Raw genomic sequence first — 18,130 nt, forward strand, 5'->3', positions numbered from 1 at the left:
CTTGTCTCGAAATAATCTGACCATTGGTCAGTGCGATCACTGTATGACGCTGACCAACGGTCAGTCAAGCGGTAGGATCGGTCCCCATGGCCGATGATTCGCGTGCCCGCATCCTGCAGACCGCGCTCGACCTGTTCGCCGACCGCGGATACCACACGGTTTCCGTGCGCGAGATCGCCGAACGGGTCGGGCTGACGAAAACCGCTGTGCTGTACCACTTCCCGAGCAAGAGCGATATCGTCGCTGCGCTCGTGGAGCCGCTACTGGTCGACAGTGAGGCGGTGCTCGAGGCGGCGGCACGCGGGCGGGACGCACGGGCGCGCCGCTGGTCGGTGGTGGCCGGGTTGCTCGAGGTGTGGCTTTCACACGGTCAGCTATTACGGATGCAAATGCAGGACCAGGCATTATCCGCTGACGAGGCGACCTTCGCGCGATTGCGAACCATCGCGCTGTCGGCCCAGGAACTGATCGCCGGGCCCCGCGCCGATTTCACCACCCGCGTGCGTGCCGCGCAGGTCTATGCGGCACTGAGCGATCCGGTGGTCATCTTCGCCGACCGGCCCGCCGAGGAGTTGCGCGAGGCGATTCTCGATGGTGCCAGGCGATTACTCGGCACTGCTGCCGATCCACAGCTTTCGGCCACCCACAGCGCCCCCGCCCACATTCCGGCCGCCAAGGCCCCTACCGCCCGCCCGAACCGCCCCGGCCGCCCCGGCGCAATGACCGCGGAAATGATCGAGTCCGCCCGCCGCATGCGAGATTCCGGCCGCCCCATCGACGAGATCGCCGCCGCATTCGACATCTCACGCGCCACGCTCTATCGGCACTTGAGCAAGCAGGCGAGCGAATTATGAGATTATTTTCGAGACGTCCTGTTCGAGGTATCCATCCTCGCCGCCGGGATCCACCGCATCACGGCGTATCCCGAACCAACTGCCCAGTCACGACCGGGCGATCACCTGGATGGCTCGGAGGCTGCCGTCAGCCAGGCCGCGGGTCAGGTTCTCGGCCTTCTCGACGAAATTCGGGACGAAGGCATGCAGTCCAACGGGATCGGGGGGCGAGGCCAGTACCGCCCGCATGGTCGCGGCCGCCGGCTCGGTAAGGTCGTTCCATTCCTCGATCACGAATCCCGCTGTCTCGATTGCCCCGCGCAACGCATCGGAAGTCACCAGATGGCTCTGGGAGGGTTGCTCGGCCCAGGGCAACGGATAACCGGGGTCGCCACCCGAACCTGCGGTGATATCCCAGATCGCGAGCAGGCCGCCCGCGACCAGGACCCGGCGGGCTTCCCGGTAGAGCAGGTCCTTGTCGGCGACGTTCATCTGCACGTGCTGGCTGAAGGCGACATCGAAACCGCCGTCGACGAAGGGCAGCGCGGTGACGTCGGCACGGTGCACCGCAATCCGATCCCCCAGCCCGACAGCCTCATTGAGCCACTCGGCCGTATCGCAATAGTCGGCGGTCAGATCGACAGCGGTCACCAGGCAACCGCATTGGTCCGCGATGAAACGGGCGGTACCGCCGATCCCGCTACCGGCGTCGAGCACCCGGCTGTGCTGCGTCAGCCCGGTCAGCTCCGCCAGTTGATAGGTGGCGATGCGACCCATGGTGTGAAAGTCCTCGACCAGCGCGAGATCCGCGAGCCGCAGACTGCCGAGGTCCCTGCCCGCAGCGATGAGGGCACGTTCGATACCGAGCCGGGAGTTGCCGGTCGCGTAGGGGATTTCGATCGAAATATTGTTCATATCAGCACTTTTCGGTATGCGACAAGGAAGCGACCACGAAAGTAACCACTGGTCACATCTTCGAGTATGCGGGCTGCATGTGACCGCCGTCAACATCTCGGCCGATATGCGATCCTGTCGGCATGAGCAAGCCCTACCACCACGGCGCGTTGCGCTCGGCTCTCATCGAGGCGGGCGTGGCATTAGCACGCGACGGCGGACCCGACCGCGTGATCCTGCGTGAAGTTGCCCGCACGGCCGGGGTTTCGCATTCGGCCACCTACCGCCACTTCGCCGACCGGGAGGCACTGCTCGCCGAGGTGGCGGCCCGCGCCCGCGGCGAGCTCGCCGCCGAGATGAGCCGCCGCATCGCCCGCGCCGGGGATCCGCGCCGACGGCTGCAAGCGGTCGGCACCGCGTACATCGATTTCGCGCTGAACCAACCCGGGTTGTTTCGCACTGCATTCGGTGTACACGCCGTCACCGCCGAACCCGAACCGCACACCGGCGGCACCAACCCCTACGAGATCCTCGGCCACGTACTCGATCAGGCGCAGTCGGCCGGACTACTGGACCCCAAACGGAGACCCGGCGCCGAGATTGCCGCCTGGTCGACGGTCCACGGCCTGGCCTGTCTGCTGATCGACGGACCCCTGCCCACCGATCCGGCCGCCATCGAGTTCGCAGTAGGGCGGGTGCACGAACTCATCGACCGCGGCCTGCTCGATCACCAGCCGGGCACCTAGCATGCGCGCAAGCGGAGTATGCGGCGTAGCCGCTGGAAGACCACGGGCCGCAACTCCGGTCTGCGCCCAAGCCACTGCGAACCCAACCTTTTGCACGTCGTGTCTGTTGTTTCCATCAGAGTCAACGAACGACTGTGAAGAGAGACATCATGACCGACACGAATCGGACACTCGTGAAGAACGTGCTCGGGATAGCCGCCGTCGGCGGCGTCATGCTCGCGTATGGCCTCGGTCTCGAGGCGTGCGAGAACAAAGAAGTTCGCGAGCATAATGTCGCCGATGTCGGGGAGTGCGTGATGGAGCGGGGCGAAGACTCGATCGCCAAGGTCGACTGCTACGGGGCCAACGCGCAGTACCGCGTCCTCGGCAAACTGGAACACGCCACCTGGTCTACGGAGTTTGCCAGAACGTCTGCATGCAAGGAGTTCCCCGGCAGTGTCATGTACTACTCGCGTACCGACAGCCGAATCGGCAGCTACACGCTGTGCCTGGGGCGCAAGTAGCCGCACGCCTGCAAGCGCGGCCTGTGGAACTCGGGCGAACAATCGGCCCTGTGCGGAAATCTCGGGTGGCGGCGCCCTCGGCGCGCGAATCGCCGTTCGGAGCAACCGAATCGCCGCTGATTGCACATAACCGACATAAGGCCCGGGCAACAGGACTAACCTGCGGCGCATGGCAGTTACCTGGCCGGACGAAATCGATGATGTCTTGCGTGGTGATCTCACCGCCGGATTGGCCTATATCACTCCGGCCGGTGGGGCGGTGGTGACGGCGGTATCGCCGATCGGGATGCGGGACCGGGAGTTGGGGACGGTCGGGTTCACGACCTCGCTCGGCTTCGGTCGCAAGCTGGAGCGGATCAAACGCGAGCCGAAGGTAGCGCTCGCATATCACGCGCGTGAGCACGGTCTCGGCGACCAGAACAATCAGCGCTTCGTACTGGTACAGGGCATCGCCACCTTCGACGCCAAACCCGACACCGACACCCTCGACCGCGTCGGCGAGCAGGCGACGCCCTATCTCGGCGCGCCACGGCGCGGCCTGTTCTGGGATCGCTGGCTCAGCGCTTATTACACCGATCGGGTGCTGGTGACGGTCGCGGTCACCCGGATCATCGCCTGGCCGAATCTGGATGCGACCGGCGAACCGGAGGTATTCGGCGAGCCGCTGCCCGCCACCGCGGATTCCCAGAAGCCGCCCGCCAAAGGTACCGGGCCCCGGCTGGACAGCGCCAAGGCCGCCGCACGCGCCACGAAGCTGCCGCACTGTCTGCTCGCCTACCGCCAGTCCGACGGCTATCCGGCCGTGGTCCCCGCGCAGGTCGCCGGCTCGAGCGCGGCGGGCGTAAACCTTACGCTCCCAGCGGAAATCGCCCAGGGCGGCCGCCGCGCGGGCCTGCTCGCCCACACCTACCGCCCACAGCTCGTCGGCCTCGAATGCCGCCAGCACACCGGCTGGATCGAAATCGACGGCACCGAGGCGACCTACGCACCCCACACCGAGTCGGGCTTCCTCGCGCCGCCGAACAAGACACTGCTGTTGCTGGCCAACGGATTGATGGCCCGCCGCGGACTGGCCCGAGCCCGAAAACAGGGCCGCATCGACGCCTCGAGCTGACCCCGAAAGGCACGAACCCCCTCCCGATCGAAATCGGAAGGGGGCCCGGCTTTTTCAGGTGGACTAATCGAGCGTAACCGGCAGCCTGGCATGCCCATTCGAGATGAAACTGACCACCGTCCCCAACTCGGATGGATCCGCCGCCAACCGCATATCCGGAAAGCGCGCGAAGATCGCGGGCAATGACACCAGCGCCTCGAGCCGAGCCAACGGCGCCCCCAGGCAATGGTGCACCCCGAAGCCGAAAGCCAAGTGGTCCTTACTGTCTCGGGCCACATCGAATTGATCGGCGGTGTCACCGTGAACCTTCGGATCACGGTTGGCGGCCGCGTACGAGGCGAGAATCGGCTCGCCCTTGGCGATATGCACCCCGTCGATCTCGATATCGTCGACCGCGAACCGCAGCGGCAGATGTGCGACCGGCGCCTCGAACCGCAACGCCTCCTCGACCAGATCGGCCCAGGTCGCCCGCTCCGCGACCAGTGCGGCGCGCTGTTCCGGATTGGTCAGCAGTGCGAAGATCGCCTGGTCGAGCAGATTGACCGTGGTCTCGTGCCCGGCGCTGATGACAAGCAGCAGCGTATCGATCAATTCCTGCTCGGTGAGCTGGGACCCGTCGTCCTCATCGCGGTGCGAAATCAGCAGACTGGTCATATCGTCGCCGGGATGGTCGCGCCGATACGCCACCAATTCACCGAGAATCCGATACATCTCCATGTAGTTCGCCTGCGACTCCTCCGGACCGAGCGAGGTGTCGAAAATACCGTCGACGCACTTGCGCAAGCCCGGATTGAGTTCCTCGGGCACACCCATCAATTCGGAGATGACCTGAATCGGCAGCGGATACGCGAAACCCTCACGCAGATCGACCGATTCGCCCGCGGGTGTCTTCGCGAGTTCGGCGAGCAGTTCCTGGGTGATCCGCTCGATCTGCCCGCGCATCGCCTCGGTGCGCCGATGGGTGAATGCGGGCGCGACCAACTTGCGCAGCCGCTTGTGGTCCGCACCGTAGGCGGTGAACATATTGTTCACCGCGACCCACAGGAAAAGCGGCCAGTCCTGCGGAATCTCGCCATTGATGAACGCCGGCCAGTGCTGGCTCGCATCCTTGGATACCCGCGCATCGACGAGCAACTTCTTGAGCAGCCCGGCGTCGGTGACCGACCAGGCCCGCACACCGCCGGGCAATTCCACCAGCGCCACCGGCCCACGCTCGCGCAGGCGTGCGGATTCGCCCTGGATATCCATTCCCGTGAGATCCAGGGTAATAGGTTGTTGCACTACAGAATCTCCTTACAGCATGGCTAGCGGAGGGGATTTGGGAAACGTGACCGGGAGGGATACCAGGGCCCGATGGAAGGGACCCGGCCGCCAGGTGAGTTGTTCAGGCTCTGTCCCCAAACGCATTTCGGGAAGTGCGTCGAGCAGTTGGTCGATAGCGTCCTGGACGATGAGGTAGGCGACCGACCGCGCCGGGCAGGAATGCGGGCCCACACTCCATGCCAGATGCGAACGGTTGGGCCCGAATTCGCCCACTCCGACGGCGGGATCGTTATTGCATCCGGACATGCTGATGACGACCGGTTGGTGAGCGGGCAGCCACACGCCGTCGATCAGGATCGGCTGTCTCGGATAGGAGACGCAGTAGTTCGCCATCGGGGGGTCGGTGAACAGCACTTCGTCGAGTGCGTCACGGGTGGAAAGACTTCCGCCGTGCACGCTGCCCGCGAACCGGTCGTCGGTCATCATCAGCAGCAGTGTGTTGGTGATCAGATTCTGCTGCGGTTCGATGCCCGCACCGTAGACGGTGACGAGCTGGTGGATCATCTCCTCGTCCGACAGCACGGCCGGATGCGCGATCAGCCGCGAGGTGATGTCGTCGCCGGGAACGCTGCGCTTCAGCGTGACGAGTTCGAACAGCGCGTCGGTGAGCATCGCATTGCCCTTGTCGGCGTTCACACCTTCGAAGATGGCCGCCATCCCGGTGGCGACCTGCTGACCGATCTCCGCCGGACAGCCGAGCATCTCGTTCAACACCTGGAAAGTAAGCGGAAATGCGTACTGGCTGATCAGATCGGCCGCACCGTCACCGCAGAAGGCATTGATCAGTGGAATGGCGGCATCTTCGACGACGGCATGCAATGCGTGCAGGTCGACTTCGGCCAGGCTCGCCGCATTTGCCTGTCGATAGCGCAAATGCTCGTTTCCCGCACTGCGCAAGGCATTCGGCCGCCATTCCAGCATCGGCAGGACCGGGCATTCACCGGGAATCTTTTGCTGCCAGGTGCGCGGATCCGCCGGAAAGTGGTCGGGATCGTTGAGGATTCGTACGGCGGTGTGATAGCCGATCACCAAAGTGGCCGGTACACCGGGCGATAGGTCCACCGGTACCAGAGATCCGAACTGGGTGCGCATTTGCCGGTACGCACGGTGTGGATCTGCTGCGAACTCTGCTGAGTAGAGCGGTACGCGCGGGCCGTCGGTATCGATCGGCGACCCCAACGCGACAGGGCCGGGCTTTGTTGAATCTGTGTGCAATGCGTCGGTTACTTCCCGGACTCCTGACGATGGAATAGGAACTCGACGAGCGTGATCAGCGACCGCAGACAAGTGCTGCGTTGCCGCGCGTCGAGCGAGGTCAGCGGAGTATCCGGAGCGAGATCCAGTGCGTCCCGGATCTCTTCGAGCGGATAGCGCTTGGCGCCTTCGAACTGATTGACCGCGACCGAATACTGCACCCCGCGCTCCTCGAGCACGGACAGCACCTCGTCGGCCTTCTCGATGCGCCGGGTGTCCACCAGGACCAGGGCGCCGAGCGCACCGCGCGCCAACTCCTCCCACAGCGGGACGAAACGCCGCTGTCCCGGCGTCCCGAAAAGGTACAGCGCGAGTGTGGGATTCAGCGTGATACGGCCGAAATCCATCGCCACGGTCGTCTGCGATTTGCCGGGTAGTCCGGCCATATCGTCGACGCCGACACTGGCCTCGGTGATCGTCTCCTCCGTGCGCAGCGGCCGGATCTCCGAAACGCTGTTCACGAATGTCGTTTTGCCGACACCGAAATTGCCTGCCACCAAGAGCTTTACCGACCGGGTCACGGTCTCCGGCACATAGTCGACAGTGCGCTCAGGCCGGGAGAGCGCGGAGCCCATTGAGTACCTCCTCGAGCAGGGTGATCTCCGGCATGACTTCGGCCGGGGTCGGAGTGGCCAGGTGTTCGCTGTCCAGCAGATCGGCGACGACGATCTTCACCACGGACGGCGGCAGGTCGAGATAGGCGGCGATCTCGGCGATGGACAGCGCACTGCGACGGCTGCACAGGTTCAGTACCTGGCGCGCATCGGGTGTCGCACCAGGTGCCGGATCCTTGGCGGCGACGACCAGAGTGACCAGGTCCAATTCACGACTGGGCCGGATCCGCCCCCCGGTGCGCACATAGGCCCGGACCAAGTCGGGGTCTCGCCGGGACCTCGTCATGACGTCAAGCCGCCCTCAACCCTTCCGCGCGGCTGGGCGCCTAACTCGTGCCCGACCCGCCCGGCGAGTTCGTTCATGCGGTGCGCGACCAGCCCGATATCGGTCTCGGCCGTGGTCGAAACACCCAGCAGCGCACCCTCACCCGCCGCGGTGATGAGGATCATGCCCTGGTCGTATTCGGTCATGTTCTGGCGCACACCATTGTCGAGGCCACCACAGAATTCGCCGAGCGCTTTACCTAGTGAGCGCAGCCCCGAGGCAGCCGCGGCGAAACGCTCGGCATCATCCTTGTTGACACCGTCGGAGTGCGCGATCCGCAGTCCGTCGTCGGACAGCAGCACCGCGAACCGGACGCCGGGAACGTTGCTGAGATCCTCGAGTAGCCAACCCAGCCTATTGCTGCTGTCGGTCACCGGTGTGCTCATCAGGATGACATCCCTTCGCTGTTATCGGATGCAGCAGCCTCACGGCCGCTCTTGGAACCCATCTGCCAGGCGGAGGCGATTTCGGGACGAGCCTGTCCCGCTTCGGATTCGGTGCCGGTCTGCGCGGGCACCGACGACACCGCCCGACGGCGTCGCTTGGGTAGGCCGCCACTGGTGATCTCGTGCACAGCGAACTCCTCGTTCTCGGCGGGTTGTTCGCCCACCCCGGCCAAGACCGGAACCGGGGATAATTCGAAGGGCTTATCCTCGGCGGCAGCGGTCGGCACGGGTTCCGGGGCCGGAGTGACGGCGGGAATGGCCGGTTCGGCGTTGGCCACCGCGGTGACGAGCAGCGCCTCGGGGATGTAGACCATCGCCCGCATACCGCCGTAGACGTTCGGGCCATCGATGTAGACGGTGAACCCGTAGCGTCGAGCCAGTGCCGCGATGCCCGGGAAACCGACACGCGGGGACGGGCCGAGCTGGTGGATGTCGATCGGGCGCTCGTTGGCGAGCACCTGCCTGGCCTCCTCCATCTGCTCTGCGTTCATCCGCACACCGGCATCGTCGATGATGACGGTGACGCCGTGGTGGCCCTCCTGGAAGGTCACATCCACATAAGACGTCGGCGGGGAGTAGCGCAGCGCGTTGTCGAGCAGCGTGGCCAGGGTGTGCACGAGCGGTTCCACCGCGCGGCTGATGACGATGCGGTCGAGCTGGTTCGCCCGCACCCGCAGGTAGTCACGGACACGCCCGATCGCGCCGCCGACCACATCGGTGAGCGACTGCGCGGGCCAGCGCCGACCCGGCAGACCACCACAGACGATCACATACGACTGGGCCTGCCGCAGCATCTGCTGCACGGTGTGGTCGATGCGGGTGAGGGTGGCGTAGACCTCGTCGTCGCGGTGCTCGCGCAGCGCGGAGCTCACCACCTGACTGACATCCGCGCCGAGGCTGACCACGGAGGTGCCGAAGGAGCGCACCGCCGCACTGGTCGCGGCCCGCGACGCGGATTCGATCTCGGCGCGAGTGCCCTCCTCGGTCGCCTTGATCGCCTGCTGCGCCTTTTCCTCGGCCTCACGCGCGGCCTGCTCGTGCGCCTCCGACTGCACCATGCGCAGGTCGTCGGCGTACCGCTCGGAAATCCATTGCAGGCACTGGGTGAACCGGGAATTCTCCTGACCCGTCGGCACCTCGATGGCCGAAACCGGTGCCTCGAAGCGGCGCACCGCCTCGGTCATCGCCGGCAGTGTCTGCCCGGCGAAGTGCTCGAGGGTTTCCTCCTGCGCCCGATTCGCTCTATTGAGGGTGTCGGCGCGGATCTTCTGTTGTTTCGCGTATTGCGCTACATACAACGCCGCCGCCACGGCAATAATGAGAGCGGGGGCGAGGATCCATGAAAGCACCACGGCGATATCTTGATTCATCAGCTCTCTCGTCGTTGCGACAGCCGGTGTCACTGCGCGTTGTCTCGCCTTCCTCGCGACGCCGACCAGGATCTACATTCGTCGAATGCGGCCACATCGACACCGGCACCAACCCCAGAGTGCCCGCACGGCAAGTGATTCGAAGAATCACCTACCGCGCGGATCGAGCCGATAAGTAGCTCGGCACCCGACGACCCGCCCACAGTAGCAGCATCGCCGGGAAGTCTCTCTCGATCCGAGGACCACATTCCGATTCCTCGAACCGCCAGCGCCCCCATTGCATTTCGCGTACCGCCCGATCGGCATGATCGAATGCGATAAATAGCGGACCGCGGGTACCGGATACTATGCGCGAATGGCAAAGCTGAAGGTGTCCGTCGACGTGCCGATTCCCCCGCAAGAGGCCTGGTCGCATACCTCCAACCTCACCGATCTCGACAAGTGGCTGCTCATGCACGAGGCGTGGCGCAACGAGGTGCCCGCCGAACTGACCGTCGGCACCCAACTGGTCGGTGTCGCATCGGTCAAGGGACTGCGCAACCGGGTCACCTGGACGGTCAAGGCCGCTGAACCGCCGCGGCGATTGGCCTTGAGCGGCACGGGCAAGGGCGGTACCAGATTCAAGCTCGAACTGCTCGTCGCCGCGAAGGGTGCGGGCTCGGTGGTCACCGTCGATATCGATCTGGGCGGCGCGCCCCTGTTCGGTCCGATCGGTTCCGGTGTCGCGCGGGCGCTGAAGGGCGATATCGAGCGCTCGTTGGAGCGTTTCGTCGCGCTCTACAGCTGAAAGGAGTCCGAACGTGCCGCATGCCGAGGCCGCGGACGGCGCCCGGATCGCCTATCAGACCGGCGGTGACGGTCCGCCGCTGCTGCTGCTCAGCGGACAGGCCAATAATCACCACTGGTGGGATGGAGTCCGCGCCGACTTCGAGACCGCGTATCGCACCGTCTCACTGGACTATCGCGGGACCGGTGACAGCGATAAGCCGGATATCCCGTACAGCACCCTCGGATTCGCCGAGGACGCCATTGCGGTGCTCGACGATCTCGGCATCGGGAAGACCTCGGTGTACGGCACGTCCATGGGTGGCCGGGTCGCGCAGTGGCTGGCCGCGCGGTTCCCGGATCGGGTGCATGCGCTGGTGCTCGGCTGCACGTCACCGGGTGGTCGCCACGCCGTCGAGCGCGACGCCGAGATACGGAAGTCGCTGGCCCAGCCCGATCCGGTGGCGGCGCGGCAGGCGCTGCTGGAACTGATGTACACCCCGGGGTATCTGGCGAGCTCGTCCGGGCCGTTCAACACCCTCGGCGATCCGAGCATGCCCGCCTACGCGAAGCGCAGACACCTCTACGCGAGCAACAAACACGACGCATGGGACGTGCTCGCGGATATCGCGGTTCCGACGCTGATCGTGCACGGGAGCGAGGACCGGTTCAATCCGGCGGCGAACGCACCGTTGCTCGCGGAACGGATTCCGGGTGCGCGGCTGGCGTGGATCCCGGGGGCTCGGCACGCCTATTTCGACGAATTCCGAAGCACCGCAAGCCCGCTCGTCCTGGAATTCCTGGACGCCGACCGCCGGTAGTCCGAGTTCGCCTGGTGTACAGGCGAACTCGGACCCCTCGGCTAATGCACCAGCGCCGGTGCGTCGGCGACCGCGGGCAGCTGCGGCTTGGTGCGCGGCAGGAAGGCCGCAGGTACCAAGGTCAGCACCATGAGCACCAACGCCACGATGTAGGTGTGGCTGAATGCCGTCGCGGCCTGGCTCAATCCGGTCTCGACCGCACCGGGCGGCAGCTGCGCCGCGATCGAGGGATCGTAGTTCGACGCGATCGCGGGCTTGGCGAACGGATGCTGGTTCAGCAGGCTGCTGAGCACCACCGACATCGTCGCGGTGCCGATGGAGCCGGCGGACTGGTTGATGATGTTCATCAGCGTCGTACCGCGCGCGACCTGCTGGTGGGTCAGCGTCTGGATCGCCGCGGTCATGGTCGGCATCATGGTGCAGCCCATGCCGAGGCCCATCACGAACAGCGCGCCCAACATGAACGGATACGACGTATCGGACTTCAGCTGCACGAAGAACACCGTGCCGAGTGAGATCAGCGAGATACCGGTCAACACGATCTTGCCCGGACCGATCTTGTCGACGAGTCGGCCCGCGATCGGCATCGTCAACATCGCACCCAGGCCCTGCGGCACCATCAGCAGACCGGCCGCCATGGCCGTTTCGCCGCGCACCTGCTGCAGATAGGTCGGCAACAGCAGGCCCGCTCCGAAGAAGGCGGTCGCGAACAGCACCATGGTCAGCACCGCGAAGGTAAGCGATCGGTTGCGGAACAGATGCAGATCGATCAGCGGATGTTCGGTGCGCAGCGCGTGGAAGACGAACAGCACGATGAGCACCAGACCGATGGCGGCGGGTATGAGCACCTTGGCCGCCATGACCGTGCCCTCACCCGGAATCGAGGAGACGCCGAACAGGAACAGCGCCAGACCCGGCGAGGCCAGCAGCATGCCGAGGAAGTCGAAGGATTCCGACGGCTCCGGGTTATCCGCGGGGAACACGATGAAGGCGAGAACGAGCGCGACCACCCCGACCGGGGCATTGATCAGGAAGATCCACTTCCAGCCGTAACTGTCGATCAGCCAACCGCCCAGGATCGGACCGCAGATCGGGCCGAGCAGCATCGGCACCCCGAGCACCGCCATCACCCGCCCGACGCGTTGCGGACCGGCCGCGTGGGTCATGATCGTCATGCCGAGCGGCATCAGCATGCCGCCGCCGAGACCCTGGAGAACGCGGAAGGCGATCAGTGTCTCCATGCTCCAGGCCTGGCTGCACAGCACCGATCCGAGCACGAACAGCGTCAGCGCGAGCATGTACAGCCGTTTGGTGCCGAACCGGTCCGCCGCCCAACCGGTCAGCGGGATGACGCTGGCCAGCGCGAGGGTGTAGCCGGTCATCGACCAGGCCGCGATCGCGGTGGTGGTGTGGAACTCGTTCTGGAATTTCGGGATCGCGACGGTTACGACGGTGATGTCCAGGATCGACATGATCGCGCCGAGCACGACCACCCCTGCCACCTTGAAAACCGCGATGTCGAGCTTGTCGGTCGCGGGATCCGCAGCGACCGACGTGGTATCCGGAGGATGTGTCACCGCTTAAGCCTCGCACCTCGCCGACCAAATGACCAGCAAATTCTGCGACCTTCGCCACACCTCGGGTGTGCCGATATCGCGCCCCGGATGATGGCGGCGTGACATTGCAGATCTTCGATGCCGAGTTCGCCGCGAATCCATGGCCTACGCTGCGGCGATTGCGCGAGGACGGTGGGATGCATCGGGTCCACACCCCGGACGGCCCACCCGCTTGGTTGGTAACCCGATTCGCCGATGTTCGGGCTGGACTGCTCGACAATCGGCTCTCCACCCAGCCGCGCTATGCCGGGGAGACGGACTACCGCGGGTTCGTGGTGCCGTCACCGTTGGACCTCGGATTCCTGGAGAGCGAACCAGTGGACCACGCTCGGCTGCGACGGGCCGTCACCGCCGAGTTGTCGCCGCGACGGCTCGCCGAATGGGCGCGCACGGCACCAGAATTGGTGTCGGATTGTCTGTCGCAGGTGCAGAGCGGCGGCACGATCGATCTCATCGAGCGGTTCGCCGTTGTCCTGCCCGCGGCCGTGCTCGGCGAATTGCTCGGGTTGGCAGCACCGGAGCGCGAGGCGTTATTGCATTGGGCGCGTTCGACATTGCTGCCGAGCGCCACTCCCCCGCGGGCTCGCGACACGCTCACCACTATGCGCGCCATCGTCATCGCGACGATCGAGGGGGCGCGTGGCGACAATGTGCTCGGGCGGCTGGTGCGTTCGAGTGCCGAGACCGGTTCGCCGAGTGCGCACGAGCTGGCCTCGATGATCTTCTATCTACTGTTCGTCTGGTACGAAGTGCTCGTCGACCTGATCGCCGGATCGGTGTTGGCGCTGCTCACCCATCCGGATCAGCTGGCGGTGCTGCGCACCATGTCCGATACCCGACCGGCGGTGGACGAACTGCTGCGCTACCTGTCGCCGCAGGTGGTTTCGGGTCCCAGATTCGCCATCACCGAACTCGAGATCGCGGGGAATGCCATCCATTCCGGTGACACCGTGCTGCTCTGTCTGGCGTCGGCCAACCATGATCCGGAGATCTTCGACAATCCGGCCGACCTCGACCTCGCGCGCACGAATAATCCGCACTTGGGTCTCGGGCACGGCGGGCATGCATGCCTCGGCACCGCGTTGGTCCGGATTGTCGCCGGGGCCGTGCTGGAGACGCTGCAGCTGGACGGCCGCACTCCGACGCTCGCCTGCGATCCGGGAGATATCCAGTGGCGCTCCGGGTTTCGGCATCGTGGACCGCTCGAGTTGCCGGTCGTGTTGTCGCGGTAGCTCGACGCTCGGGGTGGCACCGATCAGTTCCGTGGCCCCGGCGACTTCCAGGAAGGATCGCGGCCGAACCACCCCGCGAGGCGGTCGTATGCGGGAGCGTCGGCGGGCACGGGCACCTCGAGGTCGAAAGCCTTGTCCGGGCCGCGGAACTCCGGGCGCAGCATCTTGTGCGACCAGGCCAGTCCGTACTCCGCGATTTCCGGGTCGAAGTCGATGGGCTGGTCGGTCGCGCGGGCGAGATCCCAGGTGTGCATGGCCAATTCGGTGATCTGCTGGTCGGCTCGGCTGCGCAGCGGCGCTTGTGCGCCGCCGGGTACCGGAACCGGGCGTTCCAGGTCGGCGTGGTGCCAGACGTCCAGGACGGGTGCGGCGGCCGCGCGGTACTCCGCGGCCCAGTTCGGGCTCAGCTCGGCGGCCGGCGCCGCCCAATCGACCATCTCGCCACGCGCCGAATCCAGGAAATTCCGCAGGCTCTGCCCGATGACATGTCGCACGAGCGCTTGCACATCCCAGCCGACACAGGGTGTCGGCAGGGTCGCCTGTTCCGGCCGAATCGCCGCGATGACCTCGCCCATCTGGGTCAATGCGCGGTCCAATAGGTCCACGGTGGGGTCGACGGTTTCCACGTCTGTCGATTCTGCCCCGCGACCGCCGCCCACACCGCGAAACGCGCAACTCGGCCGACGACGGCAATCAGCGTGGAGCAGGTTCGACAGTTTCCGGATCGACGGATGGTGTGACGCGCGGCCGGGACCGCGTGACGGCCACACCGGCCAGGCACAGGACACCGCCGACGATGGTCAGTGCGCCGGGCACCTCGTCCAGTGCGATCCACGACATCAACACGACGAGCGCCGGGACCGCGTAGGTTGTCACGCCCATTTTCCCAGCCGTCGTGCGGGATAGTGCGTAGGCCCAGGTGGTGAAAGCCAAAGCTGTGGGGAAGACGCCCAGGTACACCAGACTCAACGTCGACGACAGCGGCGCGTCGGCCGCCTCGGTGACCAGTTGCCAGGAGAACGGCAGACACGCGACGGTTCCGATGACCGAGCCGAAGGTGACCACCTGCAATGCGGAGGCGCTGACGAGCGCCGGTTTCTGCGCGATGGTCGATGCCGCCCAGACGACGGCCGCGAGCAGGCACAGCACGATACCGAGCACCGCCGCGCCGCCGCCATCGGAGGTCGACAGTCCGACAACGATGGTTCCGGCGAACGACACGACCAGCCCGACCATCAGCCGGGCCGGAAACCCTTCCCGCAGGACCAATCCGCCGAGCACCGCGATCAGCACCGGACCGATGCCGACGACCATCGCCGCGGTCCCGGCGTCGACATTCCGCTCACCCCAGTTCAACGCCACCATGTAGACGCCGAACCACAGCACCCCGGAGATGACGATGCCCGGCCACGCGGCCCGCGGTGGCAGGCCGTCACCGCGGATGACCAGCACCGTCACCAGGGTGATCGATGCGGCGAGCAATCGCCCGAGTGCCAGCGCACCCGGGGAAAAGTCATGTCCCGCACTGCGGATGAAGACGAAGGCCGAAGCCCACAGGACCACCGTCACGACGGCGGCGACAATGGCTTGCCGCTCGACCGATCCCTCCGTACGCATCATGGGCCGAACGTAGATCAGTCGGTCGACAAGTGCCAGCGGTTTTCGGACGCGGGCCGAGCCGGTCGGCCGGACAATCGATGGGGGCTCCGATCGCCCGGCCGACCAGCGGCTACAACGCGAGCAGCGCGTCGATCACGGCCGACGGCACCGCCTCGGGGCTCGCAAAGGGCCGTTCCGCGAGCAACTTCCGTGCTTCGTCACGGGACAGCCCGCCATCGATGGTGAGCACCTGCAGCGCGTGCGCTTCGGGCAGGGCGCCGAGCCAAGCGACAGTGTTGCCGACCAAGGTCTCCGGATCGATCTCGCCGTGGACCCGCAACCGAGCCACGCCGCCGTCGGGGTACACATCGAGCCGCACATGGGTGATCGGCGCACCGGCCCCGATCCGGAAGAAGTGACGGGCATCCGGCTGCAGCCGCGTGCGTGGCAGCAATTCGGTCCAAGTCGACGGATCATCCAGATCCGCACCGGAATCGGCATCGGCCCCGCGCAGCACCGCCCAACCCGGCGCATTGCCGACATAATTCGAGGTGTCGATTTCCACGCGCCGAATCGCCCCGCGCGCACCCAGCCGCACCGTGACGTGATCATTGCCCGCATCGCGGCGGCGCGCCCCCTCCCAGCCCTCGTCCATCTGCCGCGACCGACCGGGCAGCAGGATATTGGTCGGCGCGGAGAAGAACATATCGGAGCAGTCGACCACATCGCCGCCGTGTTCCAGAGCCGCGAGATCGACTGTGCCACTGAGGAAACGGGGATCCGGCAGCGGGGTCCCGTGGACGCGGAAGCGGGCGACGCCGCCGTCCGGGTAGATCGATAGCCGGATGTGGGTGAAGCGGCGCTCGTCGGTGACCTCGAAGAAGTTGTCGGTACCGCCCGCGATATCCGACTTCGCGACCAGCGTGACCCATTCGGCCTGCTGGAGTTCGGCAGACGACGGCTGGCCCTCCACACTGGTCGCCTCGACCGAGGCGAAGGGCGGATAATTGCCGATGAACCAGGAGGTGTCGATGACGACACCGTGCACCCGCCCCGGCACACCCAGCCGGACAACCGCATAGTCATTGCCGGTTTCGCGACGCCGTCGCGTTTCCCAGCCGTCGTAGGTCTTACCCTTGTGGCCGAAGTCCTCGGTGCTGAAAACCGCACGGCCGGGCCGGATCAGATTCTCCCGCTCGGCGAACAACTCGTCATTGGCGTAGACCACACTGCCCGCGAGCGCGCGGGAGGCGAGATCGGGCAGTCGGGTGAAGTCGGGGGCGGATTGATCGGTCATACTTCTCCTCGGGCCAGGAGCCGCCCCTGCGGCTCGTTGTCGATATCGATTCGGTTGCCGCGCAACCAGGTACCGCGGACCGCGCCCGCCAGTGGGCGGGCCGCGTACGGTGTGACGGCGTTCTTGTGGTGCAGGCGATGCACGTCGACGACGAAGGCGTCATCGGGGGCGAAGACACAGAAATCCGCGTCGTAGCCGACCTCGATGGCACCCTTGCGCCGCAGGCCCGCATGTTCGGCGGGTGCGCGGCTCATCCAGCGCGCGACATCCACCAGGCTGAAACCGCGCAGTCGCGCTTCGGTCCAGACGGCCGAAAGTCCCAGCTGCAGTGAGGAAATGCCACCCCAGGCGCGGGCGAAGTCGCCGGTGTCGAAGCACTTCAGGTCGGGCGTCGATGGGGAGTGGTCCGAGACCACCATATCGATGGTGCCCTCACGCAACCCTTCCCAGAGCAATTCCCGATTGCCGCTCTCACGGATCGGCGGGCAGCATTTGAATTGTGTTGCACCGTCCGGAATTTCCTCTGCTGCGAACGACAGGTAGTGCGGACAGGTCTCGGCGGTGATCCGGACGCCGTCGCGACGGGCCGAGGCGATCATCGGCAGCGCATCCGAACTCGACACGTGCAGAATGTGCACGCGACAGCCGGTCCACCTGGCCAGTTCGATCACCTGGGCGACGGCCAGATTCTCCGCACCGCGCGGGCGCGAACGCAGGAAGCCGGAGTACTTGTCCCCCTGCGGAATCGGTGCGTGTTCGATGGCGTGTGCGTCCTCGGCGTGCACGATGAGCAGACCGTCGAACAAGCGGATCTCCCGCATGGCCAGCTCTAGCCGGCCCGCGTCCAGTGCCGGGAATTCGTCGACACCGGAGTGCAGCAGGAAGCATTTGAAGCCGAATACACCTGCGTCTTGCAGCTGCCGCAGATCCGCCAAATTTCCGGGGATCGCTCCGCCCCAGAATCCGACGTCGACATGCACCCGGCCCTGCGCGGTCTTGCGCTTCACTTCGAGCGCCGCGAGATCGCAGGTCGGCGGAATGCTGTTGAGCGGCATATCGATAATGGTGGTGACACCGCCCGCCGCGGCCGCCTTCGTCGCGCTGGGGAAGCCCTCCCATTCGGTGCGGCCGGGATCGTTGACGTGCACATGCGCATCCACAACGCCGGGCAGCAGCACCTCGTCGGCGGTCAGTTCGACGACCGTCTTCGCGGTCAGGATGGAGTCCAGCGGCTCGATCGCCACGATCCGGCCGTCGCGCACGCCGATCGAGCCACCGGTCTCCCCTGTCGTCCCGATGATCCGCTCCGCACGGATCACCAGGTCCAGGTGTGCGGGGACCGGCGAGATCGTCTGGATCTCGGAGTTCTTCCGCATCA

19 protein-coding genes are annotated in these 18,130 nt (G+C 65.8%); 7 read left to right on the plus strand and 12 right to left on the minus strand.

Going from position 1 to position 18,130, the window contains the following annotated elements; genetic code table 11:
- The first annotated feature begins 86 nt into the window (after nt 1-86).
- A complete protein-coding gene (locus tag ACIBW7_RS19400) occupies nt 87-854 on the plus strand; it encodes a TetR family transcriptional regulator (RefSeq protein WP_397047991.1) in 768 nt (255 codons plus the stop codon).
- An 87-nt stretch (nt 855-941) separates the two neighbouring features.
- Here ACIBW7_RS19400 and ACIBW7_RS19405 read toward each other — a convergent pair whose 3' ends face one another.
- On the minus strand, nt 942-1,748 hold the full coding sequence (locus ACIBW7_RS19405) for a class I SAM-dependent methyltransferase (RefSeq protein ID WP_397047993.1): 807 nt from the start codon (nt 1,746-1,748) through the stop codon (nt 942-944).
- 122 nt (nt 1,749-1,870) lie between these two features.
- Between ACIBW7_RS19405 and ACIBW7_RS19410 the strand changes: the two genes are divergently transcribed.
- The 3 genes from ACIBW7_RS19410 (at nt 1,871) to ACIBW7_RS19420 (ending at nt 4,090) form a co-directional block, all read left to right on the plus strand.
- Nucleotides 1,871-2,473 carry a TetR/AcrR family transcriptional regulator gene (locus ACIBW7_RS19410; RefSeq protein ID WP_397047995.1) on the plus strand — a complete coding sequence of 201 codons (603 nt, stop codon included), beginning with the start codon at nt 1,871-1,873 and terminating at the stop codon, nt 2,471-2,473.
- 149 nt (nt 2,474-2,622) lie between these two features.
- Complete coding sequence (locus ACIBW7_RS19415; RefSeq protein WP_397047997.1) at nt 2,623-2,976, plus strand: hypothetical protein; 354 nt, start codon at nt 2,623-2,625, stop codon at nt 2,974-2,976.
- Between the two features lie 169 nt (nt 2,977-3,145).
- Nucleotides 3,146-4,090, plus strand: a complete 945-nt coding sequence (locus ACIBW7_RS19420; RefSeq protein ID WP_397047999.1) for a hypothetical protein — start codon at nt 3,146-3,148, stop codon at nt 4,088-4,090.
- 63 nt (nt 4,091-4,153) lie between these two features.
- On the opposite strand, the gene ACIBW7_RS19425 is transcribed toward ACIBW7_RS19420, so the two are convergent.
- The 6 genes from ACIBW7_RS19425 to ACIBW7_RS19450 all read right to left on the minus strand — a co-directional run bounded on the left by ACIBW7_RS19425 (nt 4,154) and on the right by ACIBW7_RS19450 (nt 9,422).
- Nucleotides 4,154-5,338 carry a cytochrome P450 gene (locus ACIBW7_RS19425; RefSeq protein ID WP_397048190.1) on the minus strand — a complete coding sequence of 395 codons (1,185 nt, stop codon included), beginning with the start codon at nt 5,336-5,338 and terminating at the stop codon, nt 4,154-4,156.
- Between the two features lie 45 nt (nt 5,339-5,383).
- Nucleotides 5,384-6,505 (minus strand): cytochrome P450, encoded by a 1,122-nt coding sequence (locus tag ACIBW7_RS19430; RefSeq protein ID WP_397048001.1) that lies wholly within the window; start codon nt 6,503-6,505, stop codon nt 5,384-5,386.
- A gap of 131 nt (nt 6,506-6,636) precedes the next feature.
- Nucleotides 6,637-7,242: a GTP-binding protein gene (locus tag ACIBW7_RS19435; RefSeq protein ID WP_397048004.1), complete on the minus strand. Its 606-nt coding sequence runs from the start codon at nt 7,240-7,242 to the stop codon at nt 6,637-6,639.
- Complete coding sequence (locus ACIBW7_RS19440) at nt 7,217-7,567, minus strand: DUF742 domain-containing protein (protein ID WP_063037917.1); 351 nt, start codon at nt 7,565-7,567, stop codon at nt 7,217-7,219. Before ACIBW7_RS19440 ends, ACIBW7_RS19435 begins: the two co-directional genes overlap by 26 nt.
- Nucleotides 7,564-7,992, minus strand: coding sequence for a roadblock/LC7 domain-containing protein (locus ACIBW7_RS19445; protein WP_397034206.1), 429 nt, complete (start codon nt 7,990-7,992; stop codon nt 7,564-7,566). The genes ACIBW7_RS19440 and ACIBW7_RS19445 overlap by 4 nt, the downstream gene beginning before the upstream one ends.
- On the minus strand, nt 7,992-9,422 hold the full coding sequence (locus ACIBW7_RS19450; protein WP_397048006.1) for an ATP-binding protein: 1,431 nt from the start codon (nt 9,420-9,422) through the stop codon (nt 7,992-7,994). The genes ACIBW7_RS19445 and ACIBW7_RS19450 overlap by 1 nt, the downstream gene beginning before the upstream one ends.
- 355 nt (nt 9,423-9,777) lie before the next feature.
- Here ACIBW7_RS19450 and ACIBW7_RS19455 point away from each other — a divergent pair, with 355 nt between their 5' ends.
- Together ACIBW7_RS19455 and ACIBW7_RS19460 are read left to right on the plus strand one after the other, a co-directional pair.
- Nucleotides 9,778-10,209, plus strand: a complete 432-nt coding sequence (locus ACIBW7_RS19455) for an SRPBCC family protein (RefSeq protein WP_397048008.1) — start codon at nt 9,778-9,780, stop codon at nt 10,207-10,209.
- A gap of 13 nt (nt 10,210-10,222) precedes the next feature.
- A complete protein-coding gene (locus ACIBW7_RS19460; protein ID WP_397048010.1) occupies nt 10,223-11,008 on the plus strand; it encodes an alpha/beta fold hydrolase in 786 nt (261 codons plus the stop codon).
- A gap of 41 nt (nt 11,009-11,049) precedes the next feature.
- Here ACIBW7_RS19460 and ACIBW7_RS19465 read toward each other — a convergent pair whose 3' ends face one another.
- A complete protein-coding gene (locus tag ACIBW7_RS19465; RefSeq protein ID WP_397048012.1) occupies nt 11,050-12,585 on the minus strand; it encodes a DHA2 family efflux MFS transporter permease subunit in 1,536 nt (511 codons plus the stop codon).
- Nucleotides 12,586-12,683: 98 nt separating this feature from the next.
- Here ACIBW7_RS19465 and ACIBW7_RS19470 point away from each other — a divergent pair, with 98 nt between their 5' ends.
- A complete protein-coding gene (locus ACIBW7_RS19470; RefSeq protein WP_397048014.1) occupies nt 12,684-13,856 on the plus strand; it encodes a cytochrome P450 in 1,173 nt (390 codons plus the stop codon).
- 23 nt (nt 13,857-13,879) lie between these two features.
- On the opposite strand, the gene ACIBW7_RS19475 is transcribed toward ACIBW7_RS19470, so the two are convergent.
- From ACIBW7_RS19475 to allB, 4 genes are all read right to left on the minus strand, one after another.
- Nucleotides 13,880-14,482, minus strand: coding sequence for a TIGR03086 family metal-binding protein (locus ACIBW7_RS19475; RefSeq protein ID WP_397048017.1), 603 nt, complete (start codon nt 14,480-14,482; stop codon nt 13,880-13,882).
- A 67-nt stretch (nt 14,483-14,549) separates the two neighbouring features.
- Nucleotides 14,550-15,476, minus strand: a complete 927-nt coding sequence (locus ACIBW7_RS19480) for a DMT family transporter (protein ID WP_397048019.1) — start codon at nt 15,474-15,476, stop codon at nt 14,550-14,552.
- 109 nt (nt 15,477-15,585) lie between these two features.
- On the minus strand, nt 15,586-16,752 hold the full coding sequence (gene alc / locus ACIBW7_RS19485; RefSeq protein ID WP_397048021.1) for an allantoicase: 1,167 nt from the start codon (nt 16,750-16,752) through the stop codon (nt 15,586-15,588).
- On the minus strand, nt 16,749-18,128 hold the full coding sequence (allB, locus tag ACIBW7_RS19490) for an allantoinase AllB (RefSeq protein WP_397048024.1): 1,380 nt from the start codon (nt 18,126-18,128) through the stop codon (nt 16,749-16,751). Before allB ends, alc begins: the two co-directional genes overlap by 4 nt.
- Nucleotides 18,129-18,130: the final 2 nt, after the last annotated feature.

The organism is Nocardia sp. NPDC049526 (assembly GCF_044465765.1).
In the GTDB taxonomy this organism is placed as follows: domain Bacteria; phylum Actinomycetota; class Actinomycetes; order Mycobacteriales; family Mycobacteriaceae; genus Nocardia.

Bases quoted from the DNA above. Each gene is read 5' to 3' on its own strand.
- ACIBW7_RS19425 (WP_397048190.1), bottom strand. From the start codon at position 5,338: ATGGATATCCAGGGCGAATCCGCACGCCTGCGCGAGCGTGGGCCGGTG.
- ACIBW7_RS19455 (WP_397048008.1), top strand. From the start codon at position 9,778: ATGGCAAAGCTGAAGGTGTCCGTCGACGTGCCGATTCCCCCGCAAGAG.
- ACIBW7_RS19400 (WP_397047991.1), top strand. From the start codon at position 87: ATGGCCGATGATTCGCGTGCCCGCATCCTGCAGACCGCGCTCGACCTG.
- ACIBW7_RS19480 (WP_397048019.1), bottom strand. From the start codon at position 15,476: ATGATGCGTACGGAGGGATCGGTCGAGCGGCAAGCCATTGTCGCCGCC.
- ACIBW7_RS19430 (WP_397048001.1), bottom strand. From the start codon at position 6,505: ATGCGCACCCAGTTCGGATCTCTGGTACCGGTGGACCTATCGCCCGGT.
- ACIBW7_RS19450 (WP_397048006.1), bottom strand. From the start codon at position 9,422: ATGAATCAAGATATCGCCGTGGTGCTTTCATGGATCCTCGCCCCCGCT.
- ACIBW7_RS19410 (WP_397047995.1), top strand. From the start codon at position 1,871: ATGAGCAAGCCCTACCACCACGGCGCGTTGCGCTCGGCTCTCATCGAG.
- ACIBW7_RS19415 (WP_397047997.1), top strand. From the start codon at position 2,623: ATGACCGACACGAATCGGACACTCGTGAAGAACGTGCTCGGGATAGCC.
- alc (WP_397048021.1), bottom strand. From the start codon at position 16,752: ATGACCGATCAATCCGCCCCCGACTTCACCCGACTGCCCGATCTCGCC.
- ACIBW7_RS19435 (WP_397048004.1), bottom strand. From the start codon at position 7,242: ATGGGCTCCGCGCTCTCCCGGCCTGAGCGCACTGTCGACTATGTGCCG.
- ACIBW7_RS19405 (WP_397047993.1), bottom strand. From the start codon at position 1,748: ATGAACAATATTTCGATCGAAATCCCCTACGCGACCGGCAACTCCCGG.
- ACIBW7_RS19445 (WP_397034206.1), bottom strand. From the start codon at position 7,992: ATGAGCACACCGGTGACCGACAGCAGCAATAGGCTGGGTTGGCTACTC.
- ACIBW7_RS19420 (WP_397047999.1), top strand. From the start codon at position 3,146: ATGGCAGTTACCTGGCCGGACGAAATCGATGATGTCTTGCGTGGTGAT.
- ACIBW7_RS19440 (WP_063037917.1), bottom strand. From the start codon at position 7,567: ATGACGAGGTCCCGGCGAGACCCCGACTTGGTCCGGGCCTATGTGCGC.
- allB (WP_397048024.1), bottom strand. From the start codon at position 18,128: ATGCGGAAGAACTCCGAGATCCAGACGATCTCGCCGGTCCCCGCACAC.